This is a genomic window from Niabella pedocola (assembly GCF_021044425.1).
Lineage (GTDB): Bacteria > Bacteroidota > Bacteroidia > Chitinophagales > Chitinophagaceae > Niabella > Niabella pedocola.
Window position 1 is genome coordinate 54327 of the sequence record NZ_JAJNEC010000006.1, and the last position, 20900, is coordinate 75226.

Sequence of the window (20900 nt, forward strand, 5' to 3'; positions counted from 1 at the left end):
GGATCGCCCTATTTACCGCTTTCTTTTTTCTTTGAAAAGCTGATCAGCAATGCCGGAAGTAAGATCAGGTTGGTAAACGTAGCGGTAACCAGCGTAAGTGAAGTAAGCCATCCCAGGGCCTGGGTGCCGCCGAAATTGCTGAAACAGAAAATAACAAAACCGGCAATCAGTACCATCGAAGTATACAGGATACTGATACCCGTGCTGTGAATGGTTTGCACCACGGTAGCGGCCACATCTCCATTGTAGCGGGGAAGTTCCTGTTTATAGTTGACCAGGAAGCGGATGGTGATATCAATTGCAATTCCAAGAGCCACGCTAAAGATCAGCACCGTGCTGGGTTTTAACGGAACCCCGGCCCAACCCATGATGCCTGCGGTGATCACCAGCGGAATTACATTGGGGATCAGCGAGCAAACAAGAATGCGCAGGGATTTAAACAGGTAGAGCATGCAAAGGGCAATCAGCAGGAAGGCCCATAAAATGCTTTCTTTAAGTCCGTCGATAATGAATTGCCCGCCTGCAAGGAAGGTGATGGAAGTGCCCGTTAATTTCACCTCGTAATCCTCTTTGGGAAATAACTGGTTAATGCGCGTTTGGATATCGTTCATTAATTCGGGTAAGCGATGCGATCCTACGTCGGCCATATTCACACTAATGCGGGCCTCCTGACGGGTACTATCCATAAAGCTGGAAAGCAGCTTGGTGAACGAAGATGCCTGCGTGGCACCGGAATCCCGGCCCATATTCAGGTATTGCGCAAGCCCTGGAAGATCAAATTCTGAGGGCATGGAATAGTTCACCGGATCTCCCTCATAGAACGCCTGTTTGGCAAACTTCAGTCCTTCTGTAATGCTTAGCGGACGGGCGATTTCGGGTTTGGATGCCAGGTACTGGGCCAGCGAGTCGATCCGCACCAGGTTGTTAAAGTTGCGGGTAACACCAAATTTTTTCTTTGTATCCACCAGTATCTCCAGGGGCATCACGCCTTTGAAATTGGATTCAAAGAATTTCAGGTCGGTATATATTTTATCATTATGGGGAACATCATCTACCATATGGGCATTGCTTTTCAACTTGAAAATACCAATGGCTGTAAGCCCGATTACTATTACTGTTACCGCATATACCAGCTTCCGGTGATTAATGGACCAGCGTTCCAGGCGCTGCAGCCAGCGGTTGAGCCGGGGATTGAACAGGTAACGGGTATGTTTTGATTTTGGTACCGGCAGAAAACTCAATACCGCGGGGATCAGCACCAGTGAAATAAAGAAAAGCAGCATAATGTTGATACCGGCCACCACACCAAACTCCTGCAGGATTTCACTTTTTGTAAGCGCAAATACGGCGAAGCCAACCGCTGCCGCCAGGTTGCAAAACAAGGTTACGATGCCCATTTTGGCCACCATGTTTTCGATCGCCTTTCTTTTCAGTTCGTTTTTGCGGCTGCGGATTTCCTCATCGCTGAGTCCTTCTGTAAGCTTATTCCAGCTGGTGTGGAACTTATTGAGAAAATAAATACAGTTGGGAATACCAATCACAACGATCAGGGGTGGTATCAGGGCCGTTAAAAGGGTAATGCTGTAGCCCAGCAGATGCATGGTGCCCAGGCTGAATAATACGCCGATGATAACCACGGAAAGCGAAAGCAACATGGAACTGAAGGAACGGAAGAAGAGCAGCAGGATGATTGCCGATAACAGGAGGGAGGCTACCAGGAAGTACTGCATTTCGTGGGCAATACGGGCAGCCAGTACGGTGCGGATATAGGGCAATCCGCTTAGTTTTACATCAATGCCGGTACTTTGCATAAAAACGGCTGTTTGTGCCTTTACAGCCGCAATGGCCGCATCCCGTTTTGCCGAGTTGATCACCTGTTTGTTCATCCGCAATCCCATCAGGTAGGCGTGGGTTGCAGGGTTGTATAATAAGCCCTGGTAAAAGGGCAGGCGTTTAAAAACCGCGGCGCCGGTGTCGATCCCCGCCTGGGTTAACGGGCCATCGGGGAATATTTTTTTTACAACCAGTTTTTCGGTGGCTGAATCCTTTACCAGGTTAATGGCGGTAGGTACGCTGATCACATCTTCTACACCCGGAACCTTTTTTAAACCGGTCTGAAGCTGGAGATACGCATTGAACGTTTTTTCAGAAAATAATTCCGGTGTCTGGATGCCCACTACCAGCAGGTTGCCATCCTCCCCATATTTTTTCTTAAACTCCTGGTAGGCAATGTTTACAGGATGATTGGTGGGTATGGCCTTTGAAAACTCGTAACTCAATCCCACCTTACTGGCCCAAAAGCCGGAAAAGGCCGTAATAACTGCCAGTACACATAACAATAGGAACCTGTATTTAAGAATAAAGCGGCCGGATTGCTTCCACATAAATGTTGATATACTTTAAAAATGAGTTGCAAAGAAACAAAAAACAGGGCGTTCACAGGATGCCGTTTATCAATCAAAAAAGGCCAAAAGGTATACGGCGGTGCCGGAATTTGAAAAGATAATGCGCTGTTGATTCGTTCTCATGTACTGCAAAACTAACCAATGAGCGGTAAATACCCGTTATTTACAAAAAAACCTACCTTGCACGCGGGTAAAATGATGCGTACAAATTTTGGCAGATATTCTACATAAAACAAAGGGCATTGTACTGAAAACCGCTAAATATGGCGAAACGAGCGTCATTGCTACCCTCTACACCGATAAACTGGGCCTGCAATCCTACCTCATCAATGGCGTGCGGTCCGGGGGAAAAAGAAGCGGTAATAAAGCGGTGTTCTTTCAACCGGCAGCACTTCTGGACATGGTGGTTTATCACAATGAATTAAAAACATTGAACCGGGTACGGGAATTTAAATTTTCCCGCATCTACCGGCAACTGTTCAGCGATGTGATAAAAAACGGGGTGGCGTTGTTTATGATTGAACTGCTGCATAAAACACTCCGGCAACCCGAGGCCAATGAAGACCTGTTTGGGTTCCTGGAAGACAGCCTGCTGGCGCTCGATGAGGCAGATGCAACGGTTACGGCAAATTTTCCGGTTTTTTTTGCCGTACACCTGTGTAGTATCCTGGGCTTTTCGCCGGGCATACCTCCGGCAGCACTGATGACCTCACCGCATCTTTTGCTGGACCTGCAAAGCGGGGAATTCAGGGAAACACCTCCCGAACATCATTATTATGCAGATAGGGAGGCCACCTTGCTCATTACGGAACTGTTGCAGGCAAGACTTCCTGCAGAATTGAAAAGCATCCGCATCTCTTCCCTAAAACGCAACCGTGTCCTGGATCTTATGGAGATCTATTACTCTCTTCACCTTCCGGAATTTGGCCGCATGCGGACCCTGCCGGTACTCCGGGCTATTTTAAGCTGACCGGTTCGCAGCTCCTATCCTCCTGTTGATTGAAGCAGCCCATCCGATACGGTACGGCCATTGGTGTATTGCGGCAGTAATAAGTAACGTCACCCGGGTAACAAAAAACGCAGCCGGTTGATCTGAAGGTATATTTCTTGAACAACTAAAAACAATGGTTATGACACAGCCGATCAAAAATATGGCAGGCCTGGTAGCCGGGCTTTTTATCTTGAGCAGCACCTGGGGCCAGGAAACCAGGGCATTTAACCAAAATGCATCAAGGAGCAACTATACCCGTATGGCAGTTGTGGATGAAAATGCGCCGCAGGCCGCCGCCGCTCAGAACAATAATACGGTGCGCAGCAACCGCGGTGAGCTTGCCGTGGTGCTGGCAGACCTGGATGGAGATGGCATTTATGAAACCGATATTTCATCCAGACTGGCCGGCCGTGTGTTTGCTGAAGGGAACACAGTAGTGGTACTGGACCGGAAAACCGTTGCCATAAAAGTCTCCGCTTTGAAAACAAGGCATGATACGGTAAAGAACTCGATCGGGAATATCCGGTAAGGTAAAAGCAGGCCTGGACTTGCCGGACCTGTGTTCCGGTATCCCGATGAGCCTGCGTTTTTGACCGCATTGCAAAAGGCAGATATCCCTTTTTTGATAAGGCTAATAAAGCCGGTTGATGGTATGATCCAGGATCTGGATAACGCCCGGTTCTTTGCCTTTTTCAAAGCTTCCGTAACGGTTCTGGATCTGCAGGGCTTTGGCACCGTTGATGGTTGCCCAGGACAGCATTTTTTCCACCGGTATCTGCGGGTAATGTTTTTGGATGCGGAGGATCTCGTCCCAGATGCTCAGGCTATAATTAGAAGCGAGGCTATCTGTACCCAGTACCAGCCGTACGCCCGTTTCCTGCAACATAGGGATATCCGGTAGCCGGTTGGTAATATAATAATTGGCGTTGGCACAAAGACACCAGGACGCTTCCGGGAAACGGCCCTGCGCATACCGGATATCTTCTAATGTGGTAAATACATTGTGGATGAATAGCAGCTGCTGCTTCTGCGGCAGGTACTCACCATAGGTTTGAATACTAGTCCTTCCCTGGGGAACAACGGGTGCTTCTTTTAACTGGAGCCGCTCATACAGGGCCTTAAAACCTCCGGTACCGTTCACGAACCATTCGGTTTCGTCTTCAGTTTCCTGGTTATGGATGCTTAATAAGCCATTGCCGGGAAATGCGGCCAGCAGTTTCCATAAGGGTGTGGCTACCGAATACGGAGCATGGGGGGTTAAGGATACCTGCTTCGGAGGAAACCGTTCACAATACGCATTATAAATGGTTTTATAAGTGTCGAAATGCTGTTGTGCCTGTGCCGGCTCAAAGCCGATCACCTCCACGAAATTGTGATAATACAGGATACCCTTCTCTTTTTGAAAAAGGGTATCGGTGGTATTACAGATATCACCCACCGCCACAATGCCGTTGCGCACCATTTCCGCTTCCGCTTTTTCAATAGCGGCGGGAATGGTTTCGGGCTGGGCATATCTTTGGCTAACAATCTGATTTACAAATTTTAATAACCCTGTGTGTTCGTCGATGATGCCTTTCATATGACTGAGCTCCAGATGGCAGTGGCAGTTGATAAAACCCGGGCTGAGTATGCCTTCCAGCACCTGTACCTCTTCACCGGCATCCCCCGCTTCGATAATGTCGATAACGGTGCCTGTATCGCTTAAAACGAGTACTTTATCTTCAAACAACTGGTATCCATCAAATAATTGCGCCGGTTTTATCTTTCTGTACATGGTTCAAAGATAGATACCCGGCGGTATTTACTGCGTCGCAAATCTCAAATCTGGGATCTGAATGCTCAATTCTCGAATCTGAATCCTCAAATCTGTTTACCTTTGCGCCCTTGATCTAAAATAAATTTTTGATGTTAGATAAACTGGAAGCCATAAAGGCAAAGTACGACCAGCTGGGCATTGCGCTTACGAACCCGGAAATTGTGGGAAATAATAAAAAGTTTGCAGCAACCAGTAAAGAGTACCGGAGCCTGGAAAAGATTGTTACCGCATATACTGATTATAAAAAACTGCTGGACGACCTGGAGTTTAACAAAGAAGCGTTGAACGGAGATGATGAGGAGCTGCGGGAGCTGGCAAAAGAGGAAGTAACGGGCCTGGAAGACCGGAAGGAGCAAATGGAGGCAAATATCCGTCAGTTGTTAATTCCAAAGGATCCGCAGGATGAAAAAGACGTAATTATGGAAATACGTGCCGGTACGGGTGGGGATGAAGCCAGCCTTTTTGCGGGCGACCTGTTGCGGATGTATATAAAATATTGCGAAAGGCATGGATTTAAAACGGCGGTACTCAGCGAAAGCGAAGGAACAGTGGGCGGATATAAGGAGGTACAACTGGAGGTAACCGGTGATGATGTGTATGGTACCCTCAAATTTGAAAGCGGCGTGCACCGGGTACAGCGGGTTCCCGATACGGAAACACAGGGACGGGTACATACTTCTGCCGCAACGGTGGCGGTAATGCCGGAAGCCGAGGAAATTGATTTTGAATTGCGGGAAAGCGATGTGAAGATGGAAACCGCCCGAAGCGGCGGGGCTGGCGGACAGAACGTAAATAAGGTGGAAACCAAAGTAATGCTAACGCATCTTCCCACCGGTACCGTGGTGATCTGCCAAACGGAGCGTACCCAGCTGGGCAACCGGGAAAAAGCCATGCAGATGCTGCGTACCAAACTCTATGAAGAGCAGGTGCGTAAACAGGAAGAAGAAATCTCCCGGCACCGGAAAAGCCTGGTGAGTTCCGGAGACCGGAGCGCCAAGATCCGTACCTATAACTATCCGCAGGGAAGGGTTACAGACCACCGCATCAATCTTACGTCTTATAACCTGGATGCATTTATGAATGGGGAGATCCAGGAATTTATTGACCAGCTGCAGTTTGCTGAAAACTCCGAAAAACTGGCTAAGCAGGAATAAGCCCCATCAGCATTGGAGACCTGACATTTGGGATTTAGAGTTTGAGGTTTAGATTTTGGATTTTACCACTTACCACATAAACCCAACCTGTAAACTGCCGTACCACTGACTGGAACCTTGTGTAAGCGATTGTTTACTTTCGTAAACGGCTGCTGCCCCAAGGGACAGTTTATTGCCGGAATACATAACACCCATGCGGGTCTGGAAAAACACCGGATTCAGCCGGCCTTCAATAGGCTCGGGGCCTTTTTTAAATAATCCTCCCTGTACCGTGGCATCATAGGCTTTAAAGGAAACAGCAGGAAATACGTATGCAAAATATTCCCGGTCGGCCTTCGTGGTTCCTTTATGATGATCCCAAAATACCGTAGCGTTATTAAGATTGGACCTGCCCAGTAAGAAGGCAGATCCCAGCGTGGCATGGGTAAAGAAATTGCCTGCTGTTACCGAAAGCAGCGGCTTCATTTCCAGCAAAGAACTGTTGCGGTCTTTTTTAAGCTGTGGCGACCAGGAAGCGTCTGCAATCAACCCCCAGTCGGCACGTAATTGTTTGTCCCAGTTCTTAGGTTTATAGATCTGCATTACCTGGTGCACCCGCTCCTGCATTTCCTTTCCGAAAGCCGGTGGACCGATCAGGCCAAAACCGACGCCCCATTTCAGCAGGTCTTGCTTTTTATTAAAAACGGATTGATGAAAATCGGCATACAGGTAGCCGGTAATCGGCCGGTCGAGGGCAGCTTCACCCGCAAACTGCGAAGTGTAAATCAGCTGGCCCAGTTGAAAAGTATTGATTTTTTCGCGGCGCGTTTCGGCAGGCACACGCCTCCACTGGTAGGAGAACTTTAACCCATTGGTATAATAGCCGTCATTATTAACGGAAATATACCCGTCATTTTCGGAAATAATGGTAACCTGGCGCTGGGTTTGCGCAGTTGCCGGTACGGAAAAAAGGATAATAAAAATTAGAAACGCCGTTCTGAGTAAGCAGGCCATTATGTGATCGAATAAACAAATCAAATATATACACAGTTTTTCATTTAACAGAACGCTGCGGCAGATTTTTACAGGAATGGCAGCTCCTGCTCCGGCTGATTGTAAGCTCAGACTACGGAAAAACGTCCCTCTTGTCTCAACAACCTAAATCGATGTGCATAGGTATTCCGGTGTTTCCGGCTCCTGCGGTCGGTTACCACACCTGCTCGGCTTTCTTTTGTTTCAATTCCTTTTTGCCAAATTTTCGTGGGTAATACGAAAAAGTAAGCAGGAAGTACTGTTGTAAACCGTTGGTGATACGGGTAGTGGTACCATCAATGTTTACATTATTGCTGATGTTTTGATAGCGTTTTAAAATATCCATTGCAGAAAATTTACACTCCGCCTGCTGCTTCATGAACCGGTAGGTGGCAAAAGCATTCCATAAGAGCATGGTTTTCTCCAGCCCGCTGTTATCGGTAATGTTAAACGTGCTGCTGAATGTAAAGCTTTTCGGTAAATTCAGCGTGGCTCCAAACTTTGTAGTAGACCCGGTATTTCTGAAGGAAGAGAGCCCATTGGCAGTTTGCTTCGATTTGTAACTTTGAAAGGATTCACCAACGGTCAGCACCAGTATGGACCGCAGCGAGAATTGCAGGTTGAAGTTATTGCTTACGGAATTGTTCCGGCTATTGGTGTACACGCCGTCTATATAATTGGGTAATACCGAATAGTTCTGCGACCCGTTGTACATTAATTGCAATGTGCTTTTTCCCAGTTTGCGGGAGATATTGATGTGGTAATTAAAATTGGTATTAAAGCTTTTATCCGCGTTGGTGTAATAATAGAACCGTTTTCCGGAATTGTCGTTGATGATACTGTCCGTTACCGGGTCCAGGGTTTTCCGGTAACCACCATTGAGGTCTCCGTTAAAAGAATAAGGCGATTTTTGATTTTCGGTATTGAAGCTGGCATACATGGACAGCATATGGTTGATCCGGTTCTTAAGATATGGATTACCATATCGTATGGTATAGGCATTAATATCATCGGTGATCGTATACAGCTGATCGATGGATGCAAACTCAAAATTTTTCTTGTAGCTCAGGTTCGAATAAGACCGGTATTTATTTCGCTTGGAATAACTGTAATTAATATTCCCTTCATACCGGAGGAACTGGAACGACCGGTTGAGATTCCGCTCTGCAATTGATGAATGATTTTTTTCGGCCTTCAGGTCATCAAAAATGCTGGCGCTGATATTGATCCACCGGGACATTTGCTCGTTCCATTTATTAAAACTTTTGGTGGCCGAGAGGTAAGGGGTGTATTCCAGTAACTCTTTGGTATTGGAATTGGTAAGCCGGTTGTTAACAACCAGCTGCTGTGTCGTGCTGTCGAAATCTGAAACAAGGGAATTATTTACCTGTTTATTATAGTTGAACCATTGGGATAATTTGAGATCAATGCCCCAAAGATTATACCGGCCCAGCAACAGCCGTTTAAAGCCTCCGTAATCAATGGTTCCTGTAATGTTCAGTCCGTCGTTGTCATTTTTATAATGGCGGTTATAAGCGGTGTCTTTTCCGGCTTCGGTGAGGGATTGAAAGCGGCTGGTAACATCTCTTTCGGTTGCCGAACCGTAATGGTTACCATCTATATTGAAATTGATATTCCGGAGTGGGTACTCCCAGTCGGATTTTCCATAGATAAAACTCAGGCTTTCCTTGTTTGACCGGCCCGAAGAAACGGTTTGTACATTATTGGTACTTTGCAGCACACCCTTAGGGTCTTTTACTTCTGTAAATTGTTTGGAGTTACCGTGGTCCTGGTTCAGCTCAGCATTTCCGTTTACCTGCAGCCGGTCATTATAGCTGCTTGTTTTCGAATAATCTACTCCAAAAATATGTTTATTTCCGGAGTTGTTTTGAACGCCTTCATCTTTAATAAACTGGGGGTTATCCAGCGCTGTACGGTTCTGTAAATTTAAATTGGTGATATAGGCGTTCGTTCCGGATTGATTATAGTTAAACGTAATGCGGTTATTTTGCCGGGAGTTACTGATCTTATTTAAGTCCTGTGTATACACGGCCCCTATTGAATGGTTCCGGTTCAATCCGTTGGAGCCGAATTGCCCCACGTAATCCAGGTTGGGATTATACGTCCTGTAGGTACTATTCTGGAACAGCTCCTGCAGGTTCCCGATATTTTTATTGATGTTATTGATACCCCCTCCGATGCCCAGGCTTCTTTTTTTATCATATACCTGGTAAGAGAGGTTTCCCTCGTAATGGTCGCCGGTACCATAGCCGGCTGTCAGTTTGCCGAAATACCCTTTTTTGCTTTCTTCTTTTAATTTAATATTCATGGTAAGCACCGAGTCCTGCGCCGTTTTCTGTTGCCCGATCTTGGACCGGTCATACTCCTGGTACAATTGAATTTTATCGATGGCGGTTTTGGGCAGGTTTTGAGTAGCGATTTTTGGATCGGATGAACCCATAAACTGTTTTCCGTCTACCAGCAGATTCTTTACCTGTCTTCCGTTTACGGTAATGGACCCATCCGACCAAACCACTACCCCCGGTACCTGGGTTAGTAATTCTTCTGCAACGGCGTCCGGTTTCATTTTAAATGCTGCGGGGTTAATGACCAGCGTATCACCCTCCATTTTTACGGGGATCATAGCCGTTACGGTAACATTATCTTTTTCATCAAAACCGATGGCAAGTGATGCATTGATCGTATCTGTTTTGGAACGGCTGAGTTGCAATGGTTGCCGGTAGCTGCGGTATCCAACATAACTGATATCCAGCAACAGCGTATCGGAGACGGGCAGGTTTTCAAGCAAATAATTTCCGTTCTTATCGGTGAGTTTATAAGATACCATGCCGGAGTCTTTCCGGAAAACAGTTACCGTGGCAGACTCCAGCGGTGTATGGCTCACAGAGTCAGTAACCAGCCCCGTTATTTTACCGGTTTGACCAATTGCGGCCATGCCGGTCAGCAGCAGGAAAGTAGTGATAAGGATCAGCCTCATGTGTTAGTTTTTCAATGTAAACACAGCAATGACCGCTGCGTTTGATTTTTTGTTGATAATGGCGTCGATAGCTTCGGGGGGCGTTTTACCGGTAACCGGTTTATACGATTCACGGATCGCATCCGGTGATAAAAGCTTATAAAAAACACGGTCTTTATGCAGCATATTATAACCCGATAAAACATTTATATTAAAAGTAGTGCTGTCTGCTTTGATTTTGGAATTCTGATAAGCGATCTGCCTTTTCCGGTCGTACATATACACCCCGGAATTGTACAGAAATCCTGCTATAAAAAAATAATAGGCCGGCGTTTCTATAAATTGATAGATCTGGCGGAACATCCAGTTGTTGTTTTGGCGGAAATTATCCCATTCGGCCTTGTTCTTAAAAGGGGTGTTAAAAAAACTGGAGGGCAGTGCGTTTTCTAATGGCATCACCATTTGAAAAGCAGGATATAAGCTGTCACGGGTTATCTTATAAATGGTATCACAGTAAGGCCTTGTGATAAACCTGGTGCCGGTATCCTGGGATTCAAAGGCCGCTATGTAGCCTTCATCATACAGGTATTTTGGCGCATTGATCTGGTTATAGGGAAAGTACTGTTTTACCAGCTTTCCGTTCCTGTAAACTTTCAGTTCGTATCCTGTGCTGTCTTTATAAAGCTTGCTGGTGGCTACTTTTGAACGATAATAATAATCGCCATACAAGGGGGCCATATTATTGACGTCATATTCTGTGGGAACAGTTTTTTTCAATTCCAGCTTGGGGTCCTTTAAATCGATAATATATTTTTTATAATATTTCCGGTTCCGCCGGTTGCTGAAATTGAGTTCAATTTTGATCCGGTCCTTGGGGGTAAGCGAATAATTTTTGTTGGCTCCATAAAAAGACAGCTCTTCTGTTTTTTTATCGTAGCGCGGATAAAAATCGTCTCCCAGCTTTTTGTAACTGATCTTTTTTACAAAACGCCCCTGTCTGTCATAAAGAAATATAGCACTGTTCGTGTATTGGGTAATTAAAAAATAGGAAGCAGTAATTTCCAGGTTGTCCCATTGCCCGATGATGATTCCGTCTTTGGCTTCCAGTGTCAGGAAACGCAGACTGTCTACAAAGTGCGACTGGTTCTCTGTGGCCGGTGATTTTGGATTTAAATATATTTTCTGAGGTTGTGCCTCGATCTGGTAACATAAGCAAAGCAGTAAAGGCAGCAGTAAACAGTGTCTCAAGCGTTTGAATTTAGTTTTTCAAATTTAATGGGTTAACTGTTAATATTTTGGGAAAGCTTGCATCCGACTTCTACGCCGGTAAAAAAAGGCTGGGGTCAAAAGCCGTGACCGGCCTTCGGAATCACTGGTTCCTGTGCTGCTTTTGTTGGCGGGTTAACAGTTGTGATTCGATTGCTGCAAACAACGATGCCGGCAGGTAGTCATCCATCTGACAACACAAAAGGGTAGTAGCGCCATATTGACCGCTGTGTTTCATACCCGTTTATATCACGCTGCGTAAGTTGGATGTTTGGTGATATGGAAATTTAATTCCTTCCGCCCCTTCGCTGCATGCCTCCGCCGCCTTGCTGGCGGTATTGCTGTTGCGGGCGCTGCCGTTGTTCACCGGCCTCGCTGCGGCGTCCTCCGGAGCGTCCGGATTTGCTGGCTCTTCCGCCAAACTGCCGGGGAAAGTAGGAAAGGGTGAGCATGTAAAACTGCTGGATCCCGTTGGTGATCGTAGTTCCGGTGGTATTGTTGTCATTGGCAAAGTTCGAAATATTCCTGTTCTGCCGGAGAATGTCGAATACAGACAGTTTCACCTCGGCCTGTTTCATTTTCATAAAGCGCCAGGTAGCATAAGCGTTCCATATGGTGGCTTTTTCCGACTGGTCTTTGGCGGAGATATTGTTCAGGTAATTGACATTGCTGCTTAACGTAAAATTTTTAGGCACCAGCAGTGTAAAGCGGGCCGTGGTTCCGTAGGTGGTTGCCTTCAGTGCTGCTTTGCCGGTACCGATCTGCTGGCTGTTGTTAGAGGTAATGTTTTCTCCCAGCGAAATATTGAAAAGGTCGGTAAGGCTGTAGAAAAGATTAAATCCATGATTCTGGCTCCGGGTTTGGGTATAGATCAACTGGGCTACCTGGTCTGCCGGCGTTTTTATATATTGCGGGGCGTGTGAGCCACCCATGCTGCCGTTGTACCGTACCTGCATCATATTCTTATTGTTGATGCGGAAAGAGGCGCTGGCATTTAAATTACCGTTAAATGAGCGTCGCCCGTTAATGTTCAGCAAATAGGAGGTGCGGGAACCGTTGTTACCAAAGATACTGCTATCGGAAATACCATTTTTAAAGGTGTTGTATCCCAGGTTCAGGCCTACGGTATACGTAGTTTTTTCGTTAAACCGTTGGGTATTATAGTTGGCATTAAAATTAAAATTGTTGCTCAGGGGTGATTTCAGATCGGGATTGCCCACCACAATATTATACTTGTTGATGTTATCAACGATGGGGTACAACTGGTCGATGGTAGGCGCGTTGGCAGAGCTGCTGTGCGTAACGCCGATATTCAGGTTGTACTTATTAAACCGGTTGTAATTATAGTAAATGGATGAAGCGGGCGTAAAGAAATGGAATGAACGCTCCAGGTTCCGGTAACTGAGGGTAGACGTATTTCGCTGGTAAAGGAATTGGTTTTGCAGGTCTGTACGGAAAGAAATGCTTTTATAATGCCGGTCTGAAAGTACCCTGCTGATGGTTTTGAAGAAACTGATGCCCGGCCGGTCTTCGATATTGACAACGGAATTGACATTGGTAAGCGCCTCATTGATCCGGTAGGTATTGGTAACGCTGTCCAGCTCCAATACATCAGCATTCAGGTCCGATTTGTTGTAGCGGAAATTATTCCGCAAGCCGATATTGATGTTCCAGAAATTGTAATTACCAAACAACAGGGAGCGAAGACCGTTATAATTTAACCCGATATTGGTGGTAAAGTTGGAGTTTTCATTGTGATATTTCCGGTCGGTATTTTGTGTATAGATGCTGTCAAGGAACGATTCAAACCGGCTGATCTGGGTACTGTTGCTTTCGCTGTTATTGGAGGTTACAGAAAAGTTGGTCGAGAAACTTTTTTTATTGATGCCTTCGTCATAGTCGTTGTTATTGAAATAGCCGTTCAGGTTAAAACTGTTAGAATGTGAAGTAGCGGCCGTACTGTTACGGCGCTGGCTGGCCATCTGCGTGTCGTTACGATAGGCGGTGGTGAGTCCTTCGTTCGAAGACTGGGAATTGTTCCAGGTATAATTGGCCTTTGTTGAAAAAGCAGTTGCCTGCTTCCTGTTTTCATAACCGGCGTCTACCGACTGGTTCAGAGAACTTCCGTTGCTGCGCCGTTCGGTAATATTGGTAAGCGTATAATCGGTAAGGTTCTGAATAGTGGTACTGTTGGTGAGCTGGTTATTTTTGGAATCTCTTAAATTATATTCGCCGTCAATGGAGTTATTAAACCGGGAATTGGTGCTTTCGTCAAAATTATGCTGTAGATAAGCACCAAAATAATGCACGGTATTGAGCCCCGCCGCATTGGCGTTCGGCGCGCCGAAGTTCCTGCGGTTATAGGAGCGGAAGGTGTTATTTTCAATCGCCTCCCGTACATTCTGAATGGTTTTATTGGTATTATTAAGATTACCGGCAATTGCCAGTTTTGTTTTTTTATTATAACCCTGCATGGTCAGGTCGCCTTCATAATGATCATCTGTGCCCAGCCCTGCACCGACCTTTCCAAAGAAGCCTTTCCTTTTTTCCGGCTTCATTTTGATATTCATGGTAAAGGTGGAGTCCATTTCGGTATTGGTGAGCTCCTGTTTGCTATAGTCTTTTTCCTGGTATACCTGTATCTTTTCAATAGCGGTTTTGGGTAGGTTCTGGGTAGCAATTTCGGGCCCGCCTCCAAAAAAGGGCTTGCCGTCTACAAATACATTACTGATCTTTTTACCGTTTACCGTAATGGTGCCATCGCTCCACATGGTTACACCGGGTACACGCAGCAACATGTCTTCCACTACCGCAGAAGAATCCAGTTTAAAAGCATCCGGGTTTATTTCCAGGGTATCTCCGTTCATGCGTACGGGGACCACCGATTTTACCACCACTTCCTCCATCTGCCGGGAAGTGTCCCTGGAAAGTCCTATTTTTTTGAAGTCAAAATCTTTTTTTAGGGAATCCAGGTATACCTCTTTTGAAAAATCATTGTACCCGGAGTATGTAATGGAAACAAGGAGTGGTGTACGGAAAGGCAACTCTCCGATATTAAACTCTCCCTGGTTATTGGTCACCTGGTAATTAACAAGGGTTGAATCTGTCTTTTTATATACGGTAACCGTTGCAGACTGCAGGCCGTAATCATGCACGGAGTCCGCAACAAGCCCTTTTACGCTGCCGCTGGTCTGTGCAAATGACAAAATGGGCAGGAGCAGCAGGATAATCAGAATGGGTCGCTTCATTTTGTCGTTAAGTCTTCTTTGGGTTTTAACTGGATCAATACGGGGTTGTCTGTTTCTTTTCGTGTGGCAAAAAAGCGGGTCAGTACATCGTCATATTGAGGATTTCTGTATTCTGACGATTTTTTTGCATTAAACATGCTCTTTGCGGAAAGAGAGAGGTAAATATGTGCTTCGTCAAAACTTTTTATAACCCCTGAAACCGGTAAAAAGTAGCTGCTGCTATCGGAAGAGATTTTATTGTAGTCGTAGATCAGGTTGGTCTTGTTATCGAACAGGTAGCGGTTATAGCCCTTGAACAGGTTCAGGTCAAAGAACATCAGGTTTTTAAAACGGATCACATTCTCAATTTTGTGTGCATAGGAGGGATGTTCCATTTTATAGGTGTCCATTTCGCCGCGACTGGAAAAGTCAGCATTAAAGAAGGAGGCAGGAACGGCATTGTCCATGGGCAGCATCAGCTTATAACTTTCTGTAATGGCAGAAGGAGTAAGGGTATAGATCTCGTATTGAAAAGGGCGGGTCACAAACAATACGGAGTCATTTTGTGTGGGAATGATGCTGCACTGGGAGGCGCCGGAGTAATAATAAACCGATTCGGTTTTTTTATTGTAAGGAAAATAGTTCTGTAATACGGCTGATTGATCGATGATCTTTAACTGGTAGTCGAGCGTGTCCCGGGCCGTTCTTTTGGCTTTGATAAAGCTGGCGGCAAATTTGTCTTTGTCAAAACGTACCGGGTTGGTAAAGGCATACCGGAAGTTCTTAAGATCTTCGGTTTTGGCGGCAGTTACATTATCAAGATAAAACCAGGTGGCTTTTGCAAACCGCGAAATATCTTTTTGGGTGTCTGATTCCAGGTATTCCTGTACCTGAACGGAGGGAATATTAAAATTTTTATTGAGACTGAAGATCAGCAACGCATTTTTCGACCGGTCCAGTTGAATATCGCGGATCTTATAACGCTTGATGCGGTATTTGTGCAGAAATTTTCCACGGCGGTCAAAAAAATACAGTGCATTGGTATCTCCGTCGAGTACAATGAACAGCGAGTCTGTAACCACTAATTGTTTGATGGCACCAAACGTACTTTTCCGGGTTGTTTCGAGCGGAATAAATGTTACTTCCTCAAATACCCGGGAGGCCGGAGCCCCGATGGTCTTACTCGGATCAAGGTACAATGTTTTTGCCTGGGCGCCAACAGATGTGCAAAGCCAAACGGCCCAGCAAACAAACATTAGTTTTTTCATTGTCAATTGTGTCAAAAGCGATAATTGTCAAAAATACGCATCTTAGACCAATGAAATCCCGCAGAGTTTAACGTGTGTTCATATTATTTTATACCTGTAAAAAAGATGCCTGCAAAGTCCGATACACCTTTATAAATATGCTCGTATTTGAACCTTTTCGGAAAAATGGAGCGGGGCCGGCTTATTACAAAAGAAACCCCGCTGTGAAAACAGCAGGGCATTTTTTGATTGCTCTGTATACCCGGTTGTTACACCGGATTGGATGAGTAAGGTTCAGTACGCCTGAGGATATTTAGTTCTTTCCGTTGAACGTAAAGCTTAAAGTAATACCATATGTGCGCTGGTCGCCAAGTACTGCGGCATAGTGACCGGCATTTCCGCCCGCAGCCAGCAGTTGTTCGTAATAATTTTTATCAAAAATATTGCGGGCCCATGCATAAGCGGTTAATCCCTTTTGCACCCGGTAGCCGATACGGCCGTTTACCAGTGTGTAGCCGTCGATATTCAGGTATTTGGAGGGAGAAGCACTGGATGAGAACGAGGAGCGGTAAAAACCATCCAGGGCTACAAAGAACTGTCCGGCTTTTCCAAAGGGCGCTGCAGGAGTGCTGTATTCACCACCCAGGGAGCCGGCCCATTTTGAAATGCCGGGCAGCGGACTGTTTGAAACATCCTTAAATGCTACCTGTACGCCGTTCTCCGTATGACCGGTTTCTTCCAATGGAAGGGGGGCGTTGGTGAATTTTACATACTTCCCATCTGTATAGGCTACTGATCCGTTGAAATTAAAATGCTGGTTTACGCGAATACTTCCGTCGAACTCTACACCTTTTACATTCACTTTATCGGCGTTGGCAATATATCCGCGGTTTACCCCCAACTCGGCACTTTGCACATTTGTCTGGTAGTCTTTGATATCAGAGTTGTGAAGCGTAAGGTTTAATGTTATATCGTTGGTAGGGTTTGCTTTTACGCCCAGTTCCACATGCTTGGTATACTCGGGCCGGATCACTGCCAGGTTGGTGGCGGGCTTGCCGTCAACCGTTGGAATTCCTGCAACGTTTACCCCCACCGGTTTAAAGCTGGTAGCATACGTAGCAAATGTATTCAGGCGTTTGGAGGGTTTATATGCCAGGGTGAACTGGTAGGTGAAATTGCGCTCTGCTGCGTTAGACTCATAAAACTGGCTGGCATATACGGAGTTTTTTAAGGCAATTAAAGCGGCATCATCTGTTTGCAGTCCGCCATATGTTTTCCGGTCGTACACCGCTTTTTTCTCGTCATAATTTAAACGGATACCCGGCAGGAAGTGAAAGTGGTCGATAAATTCCCAATCCACATTGGCAAATGCGGCTGCGCTTAGGGATTTGATAGAAGATTCGGTACGGATCCCATAACCATCCAACAGGCCGGGTGTTTTCCAGAGATTGCTTGTAGAGCTTTGTGAAAACCGCCACTGGTCTTTGCCGGATTCTTCCGTTCCATGAATTTTTATATCCTGGTCAATAAAGAATAAACCTACCACACCGCTCAGGCGATCGTTGAGCGATCCGGCATACCGGAGTTCCTGGGAAAAGTTCTTATGCTCTGCCGGGTTCTGCGATTTGGAAAGTGCTTCCAGTCCGGTAAAATCCCGGTCGTTGGAGGGATCCCATTTCCAGTAGCGCCATGCGGTGGTGGAGGTTAATGTTCCGGGCCCAATCTTGCTGTCGATATTCAGCGATGCACCGCCCAGCTCATTGTTCGATTTCCAGGGAGTGTCATGATCAATGATCCGGTCAAAGGGATTGGTGGAGGGAAGCTGGTAATTTAAATCGGCGATGATCGCATCAAACTGCCGGTAGGCCGGCCGTTCTGTTTTTACCACACCGGCCACTACCTGTGCATATCCAATCGGTTTCTGGGAGGTAATGTCCCCGCTTAAGGTAACCGATGTATTGTCGGAAACATTGTACAACAACTGTCCTCTTACGCCCAGGTTATTGACATCGTTTACGTGCTGCTGGGTACGTTCATTGTAAAGCAACCCGTTGCGCTGGGTTCCGGAGAAGGACAACCTTCCTGCAAGGTGCCGGGTAATAGGACCGGTAATCGATGCTTTTGCCTGGATATAGCCAAGATTACCAAAACTGGTTTCCAGTGTACCTCCCGGATGGAAGCTCGGTTTCTTTGAAATGATATTGATGGCTCCCGCAGCCGTATTTTTTCCAAATAAAGTTCCCTGTGGTCCGCGCAGTACTTCAATGCGTTCTACATCCATAAAATCGAGTACGGCAGCAGCAGGGCGTGCATAATAAACCCCGTCAATATAATATCCAACACCCGGGTCCAGTCCGTCGTTGGTCAAACCAAACGGAGATCCGATACCCCTGATGTTCACCCCGGTGTTGCGGGGGTTGGACGTGTACAACTGCAGTGAGGGAATCATCTCCTTAATCCGGTTTACGTTAAAGGCCCCGGCTTCGGCAATCTTGGTACCACCGATCACCGAAATGGCAATGGGCACTTCCTGCAGCAGTTCATTTCTTCTGCGGGATGTAACCACAATTGTATCTAAATGATACGTAACGGCCAGCTTTATGATCAATGAGTCGCTAGTGTTTCTGACAACAATATTTTTTGGGTCGTAGTTTACCGAAGATGCCGTAATGGTAAATGGGATCTTCGGGATATCCTGCAGGGTAAAAACTCCGTTATGATCGGCCGTGGTTCCGATGTCCCTGCCCTTTACCTGGATGCTGGCATTGGGAATGCCTTCGTTAAGCTCGTTGATCACCCGGCCTGCCAGCTGTGCTTTCAGCGATAAGGAGAAAAGGATCACGGCTCCTGTAAGAATAAATTTAAATGAAGTCATGTAAAAGCGCATTATATATCGATTTATTAGTCTACTAATTTTGTAGAGAAAAAAGTTAAAAAAAGAGAAAATGGATCAGGATGGTGTTCAACAACAACATCGGGAGCCCGCTGCCGGGCAGCAGTACGTTTTGGAGTGTCTCAACAAAAAGAGTGATAAGGTATCCATGTAAATATTTTCAGGCGGCAAAAATAACAGAAATTATTAGTCTACCAAAAAAGTAGGGTAATATTTTTTTTAGAACGTCTGTTGCAGGTTCCGGTATTGCCGCAGAAGCACTAAGGTTTATGTAGCTCCTGGCATGCCACGGAGGCACAGAAGTGCTGAGAGCCGGTGTAGCGATGTCTTAACGGCTACATAGCCTCGATAGTACCGATACTTCTGTTATTTGCGGGTGCCATAGAAAGTGGTAAAAATTGCTGTGTATCTCTGTCTCAGTGGCCATATTCCCGCAAATGTTTACCGGAATACGCCCGCCAGTATTTTAACGCTCCAGATCACCACCAGTATACCAAGTAGTATAAAGGCGGTCTTCCGGGGCAGCTTGCCGGCCAGCTTTGCAGCTACCGGTGCGGCGATCAGTCCGCCGATGATCAGCCCCAGTATGGTTTGCCAGTGGCTCACCCCCAGGAATATAAAAAAAGTGAAGGCGCTCGAAAGGGTTACAAAAAACTCCGTGAGGCTTACTGAACCGATCACATATTTCGGACTGCGTCCTTTGGTGATTAAGGTAGTGGTAACAATGGGCCCCCAGCCGCCTCCGCCGAAGGAATCGAAGAAACCACCTGCTCCTGCAAGTGCGCGATAGTGTTTGTATTTTTTCTTGCGGATCTGGTTGCGGAATGCATTGGACAGTATCTTGATACCGAGGAAAAGCGTATAGCAGGCCAGCAGCGGGCGTATAAATGTGCTGTATTTTTCGCCGAGATAAACCAGCAACACCGCGCCCAGTATGGCACCTACCACACCGGGGATGAGCAGGGTCCTGAACAGTTTTTTATTCACATTGCCAAACCGGTAATGACTATAGCCGGAGGCCCCGCTGGCAAACATTTCAGCTGTGTGAATACTGCCGCTGATGGCTGCGGGATTTACACCGGCCGATAATAAAATGGTGGCACTGGTAACGCCGTAGCCCATGCCCAGCGCGCCATCCACGAGCTGCGCTACAAAACCTGCAAGGAGCATAATCAAGAATGTTTGATCAAAGCTGCGGTAAAGCTGTACGGCGCCTTCGCGGATAGTAGCATAAGGAAGATAGGAAAATAGAAAATGCCCGATCAGCATCACCGCAAAAATAAGCAGGGCCCGGGATGCGATCTTTGCATAGGAGAATTCTTTTGCCGGGCCTTTTCCGGCCGTGCCGGAAGCTAACGGGTACAGGGACGGTTGTTGCTGGCCGGTAAAGATATCCGGAAGGATGGTATTCCTGTTTGGCTCTTTTACAAGTACGTTTGCATACCGGTGATGGTGCTCCGGTTTTACCGCAATGGTTACCCCGATGCCCGCCCGGTGTATATCGGAGTGGATGTGCCCGGATTGCGCAGGATCATCTGTTGCAATAATGATGAGGTCGGTATCCTCAAGATCCGCTACTGTATATGCCCGTTCCAGTAACCGGAGGCCGTAGTTGCCGGCCAGCTCTTTTATCTCAGGCAGCAATTCCCTGCTTACCAATGTGATCCCGGTTTGGATACCTGCCGCCAGCACCAGTTGGAGCTGCCCCAGTGCCGCTGCTCCGCCACCAATAATAAGCAGCCGCTGTTGTACGGCCCCAGCCGTTGATACAGGAGCTGCTGTTATCTTTTTTTTGGAAATGGTTTGCTGCGCATTCATTTGTTTGTCGGTTGTTTAGCAGACGGAATGGTTAAACAGGGAACATTTCCCAACGCAGGGATGCCAGGTACCGTGATATACCTTCCAAAACCAGT

12 protein-coding genes are annotated in these 20900 nt (G+C 46.5%); 3 read left to right on the forward strand and 9 right to left on the reverse strand.

The window, feature by feature from the left end; translation table 11 throughout:
* Positions 1-8 precede the first annotated feature (8 nt).
* Complete coding sequence (locus LQ567_RS19715; RefSeq protein ID WP_231007423.1) at positions 9-2384, reverse strand: efflux RND transporter permease subunit; 2376 nt, start codon at positions 2382-2384, stop codon at positions 9-11.
* 232 nt (positions 2385-2616) lie between these two features.
* On the opposite strand from LQ567_RS19715, the gene recO reads away from it, so the two are divergent.
* Both recO and LQ567_RS19725 read left to right on the forward strand, forming a co-directional pair.
* A complete protein-coding gene (gene recO / locus LQ567_RS19720) occupies positions 2617-3375 on the forward strand; it encodes a DNA repair protein RecO (RefSeq protein WP_231007424.1) in 759 nt (252 codons plus the stop codon).
* Between the two features lie 160 nt (positions 3376-3535).
* The gene (locus tag LQ567_RS19725) at positions 3536-3925 is read left to right on the forward strand and encodes a hypothetical protein (protein ID WP_231007425.1); all 390 of its coding nucleotides are present in this window, start codon (positions 3536-3538) and stop codon (positions 3923-3925) included.
* Positions 3926-4027: 102 nt separating this feature from the next.
* On the opposite strand, the gene LQ567_RS19730 is transcribed toward LQ567_RS19725, so the two are convergent.
* Complete coding sequence (locus LQ567_RS19730) at positions 4028-5170, reverse strand: amidohydrolase family protein (protein WP_231007426.1); 1143 nt, start codon at positions 5168-5170, stop codon at positions 4028-4030.
* 131 nt (positions 5171-5301) lie between these two features.
* On the opposite strand from LQ567_RS19730, the gene prfA reads away from it, so the two are divergent.
* A complete protein-coding gene (gene prfA, locus LQ567_RS19735) occupies positions 5302-6366 on the forward strand; it encodes a peptide chain release factor 1 (RefSeq protein ID WP_231007427.1) in 1065 nt (354 codons plus the stop codon).
* 69 nt (positions 6367-6435) lie between these two features.
* Here prfA and LQ567_RS19740 read toward each other — a convergent pair whose 3' ends face one another.
* The 7 genes from LQ567_RS19740 to LQ567_RS19770 all read right to left on the reverse strand — a co-directional run bounded on the left by LQ567_RS19740 (position 6436) and on the right by LQ567_RS19770 (position 20805).
* Positions 6436-7359 (reverse strand): lipid A-modifier LpxR family protein, encoded by a 924-nt coding sequence (locus LQ567_RS19740; RefSeq protein WP_231007428.1) that lies wholly within the window; start codon positions 7357-7359, stop codon positions 6436-6438.
* A 193-nt stretch (positions 7360-7552) separates the two neighbouring features.
* Positions 7553-10375 (reverse strand): TonB-dependent receptor, encoded by a 2823-nt coding sequence (locus LQ567_RS19745; RefSeq protein ID WP_231007430.1) that lies wholly within the window; start codon positions 10373-10375, stop codon positions 7553-7555.
* 3 nt (positions 10376-10378) lie between these two features.
* Positions 10379-11602: a 6-bladed beta-propeller gene (locus tag LQ567_RS19750; protein ID WP_231007431.1), complete on the reverse strand. Its 1224-nt coding sequence runs from the start codon at positions 11600-11602 to the stop codon at positions 10379-10381.
* A gap of 305 nt (positions 11603-11907) precedes the next feature.
* Entirely contained in the window at positions 11908-14868 is a 2961-nt protein-coding gene (locus tag LQ567_RS19755; RefSeq protein ID WP_231007433.1) for an outer membrane beta-barrel protein, read from the reverse strand.
* Positions 14865-16115, reverse strand: coding sequence for a 6-bladed beta-propeller (locus LQ567_RS19760; RefSeq protein ID WP_231007435.1), 1251 nt, complete (start codon positions 16113-16115; stop codon positions 14865-14867). Before LQ567_RS19760 ends, LQ567_RS19755 begins: the two co-directional genes overlap by 4 nt.
* Before the next feature lie 292 nt (positions 16116-16407).
* Positions 16408-18969, reverse strand: a complete 2562-nt coding sequence (locus LQ567_RS19765; RefSeq protein WP_231007436.1) for a TonB-dependent receptor — start codon at positions 18967-18969, stop codon at positions 16408-16410.
* Positions 18970-19428: 459 nt separating this feature from the next.
* Positions 19429-20805, reverse strand: a complete 1377-nt coding sequence (locus tag LQ567_RS19770; RefSeq protein WP_231007437.1) for a TSUP family transporter — start codon at positions 20803-20805, stop codon at positions 19429-19431.
* Positions 20806-20900: the final 95 nt, after the last annotated feature.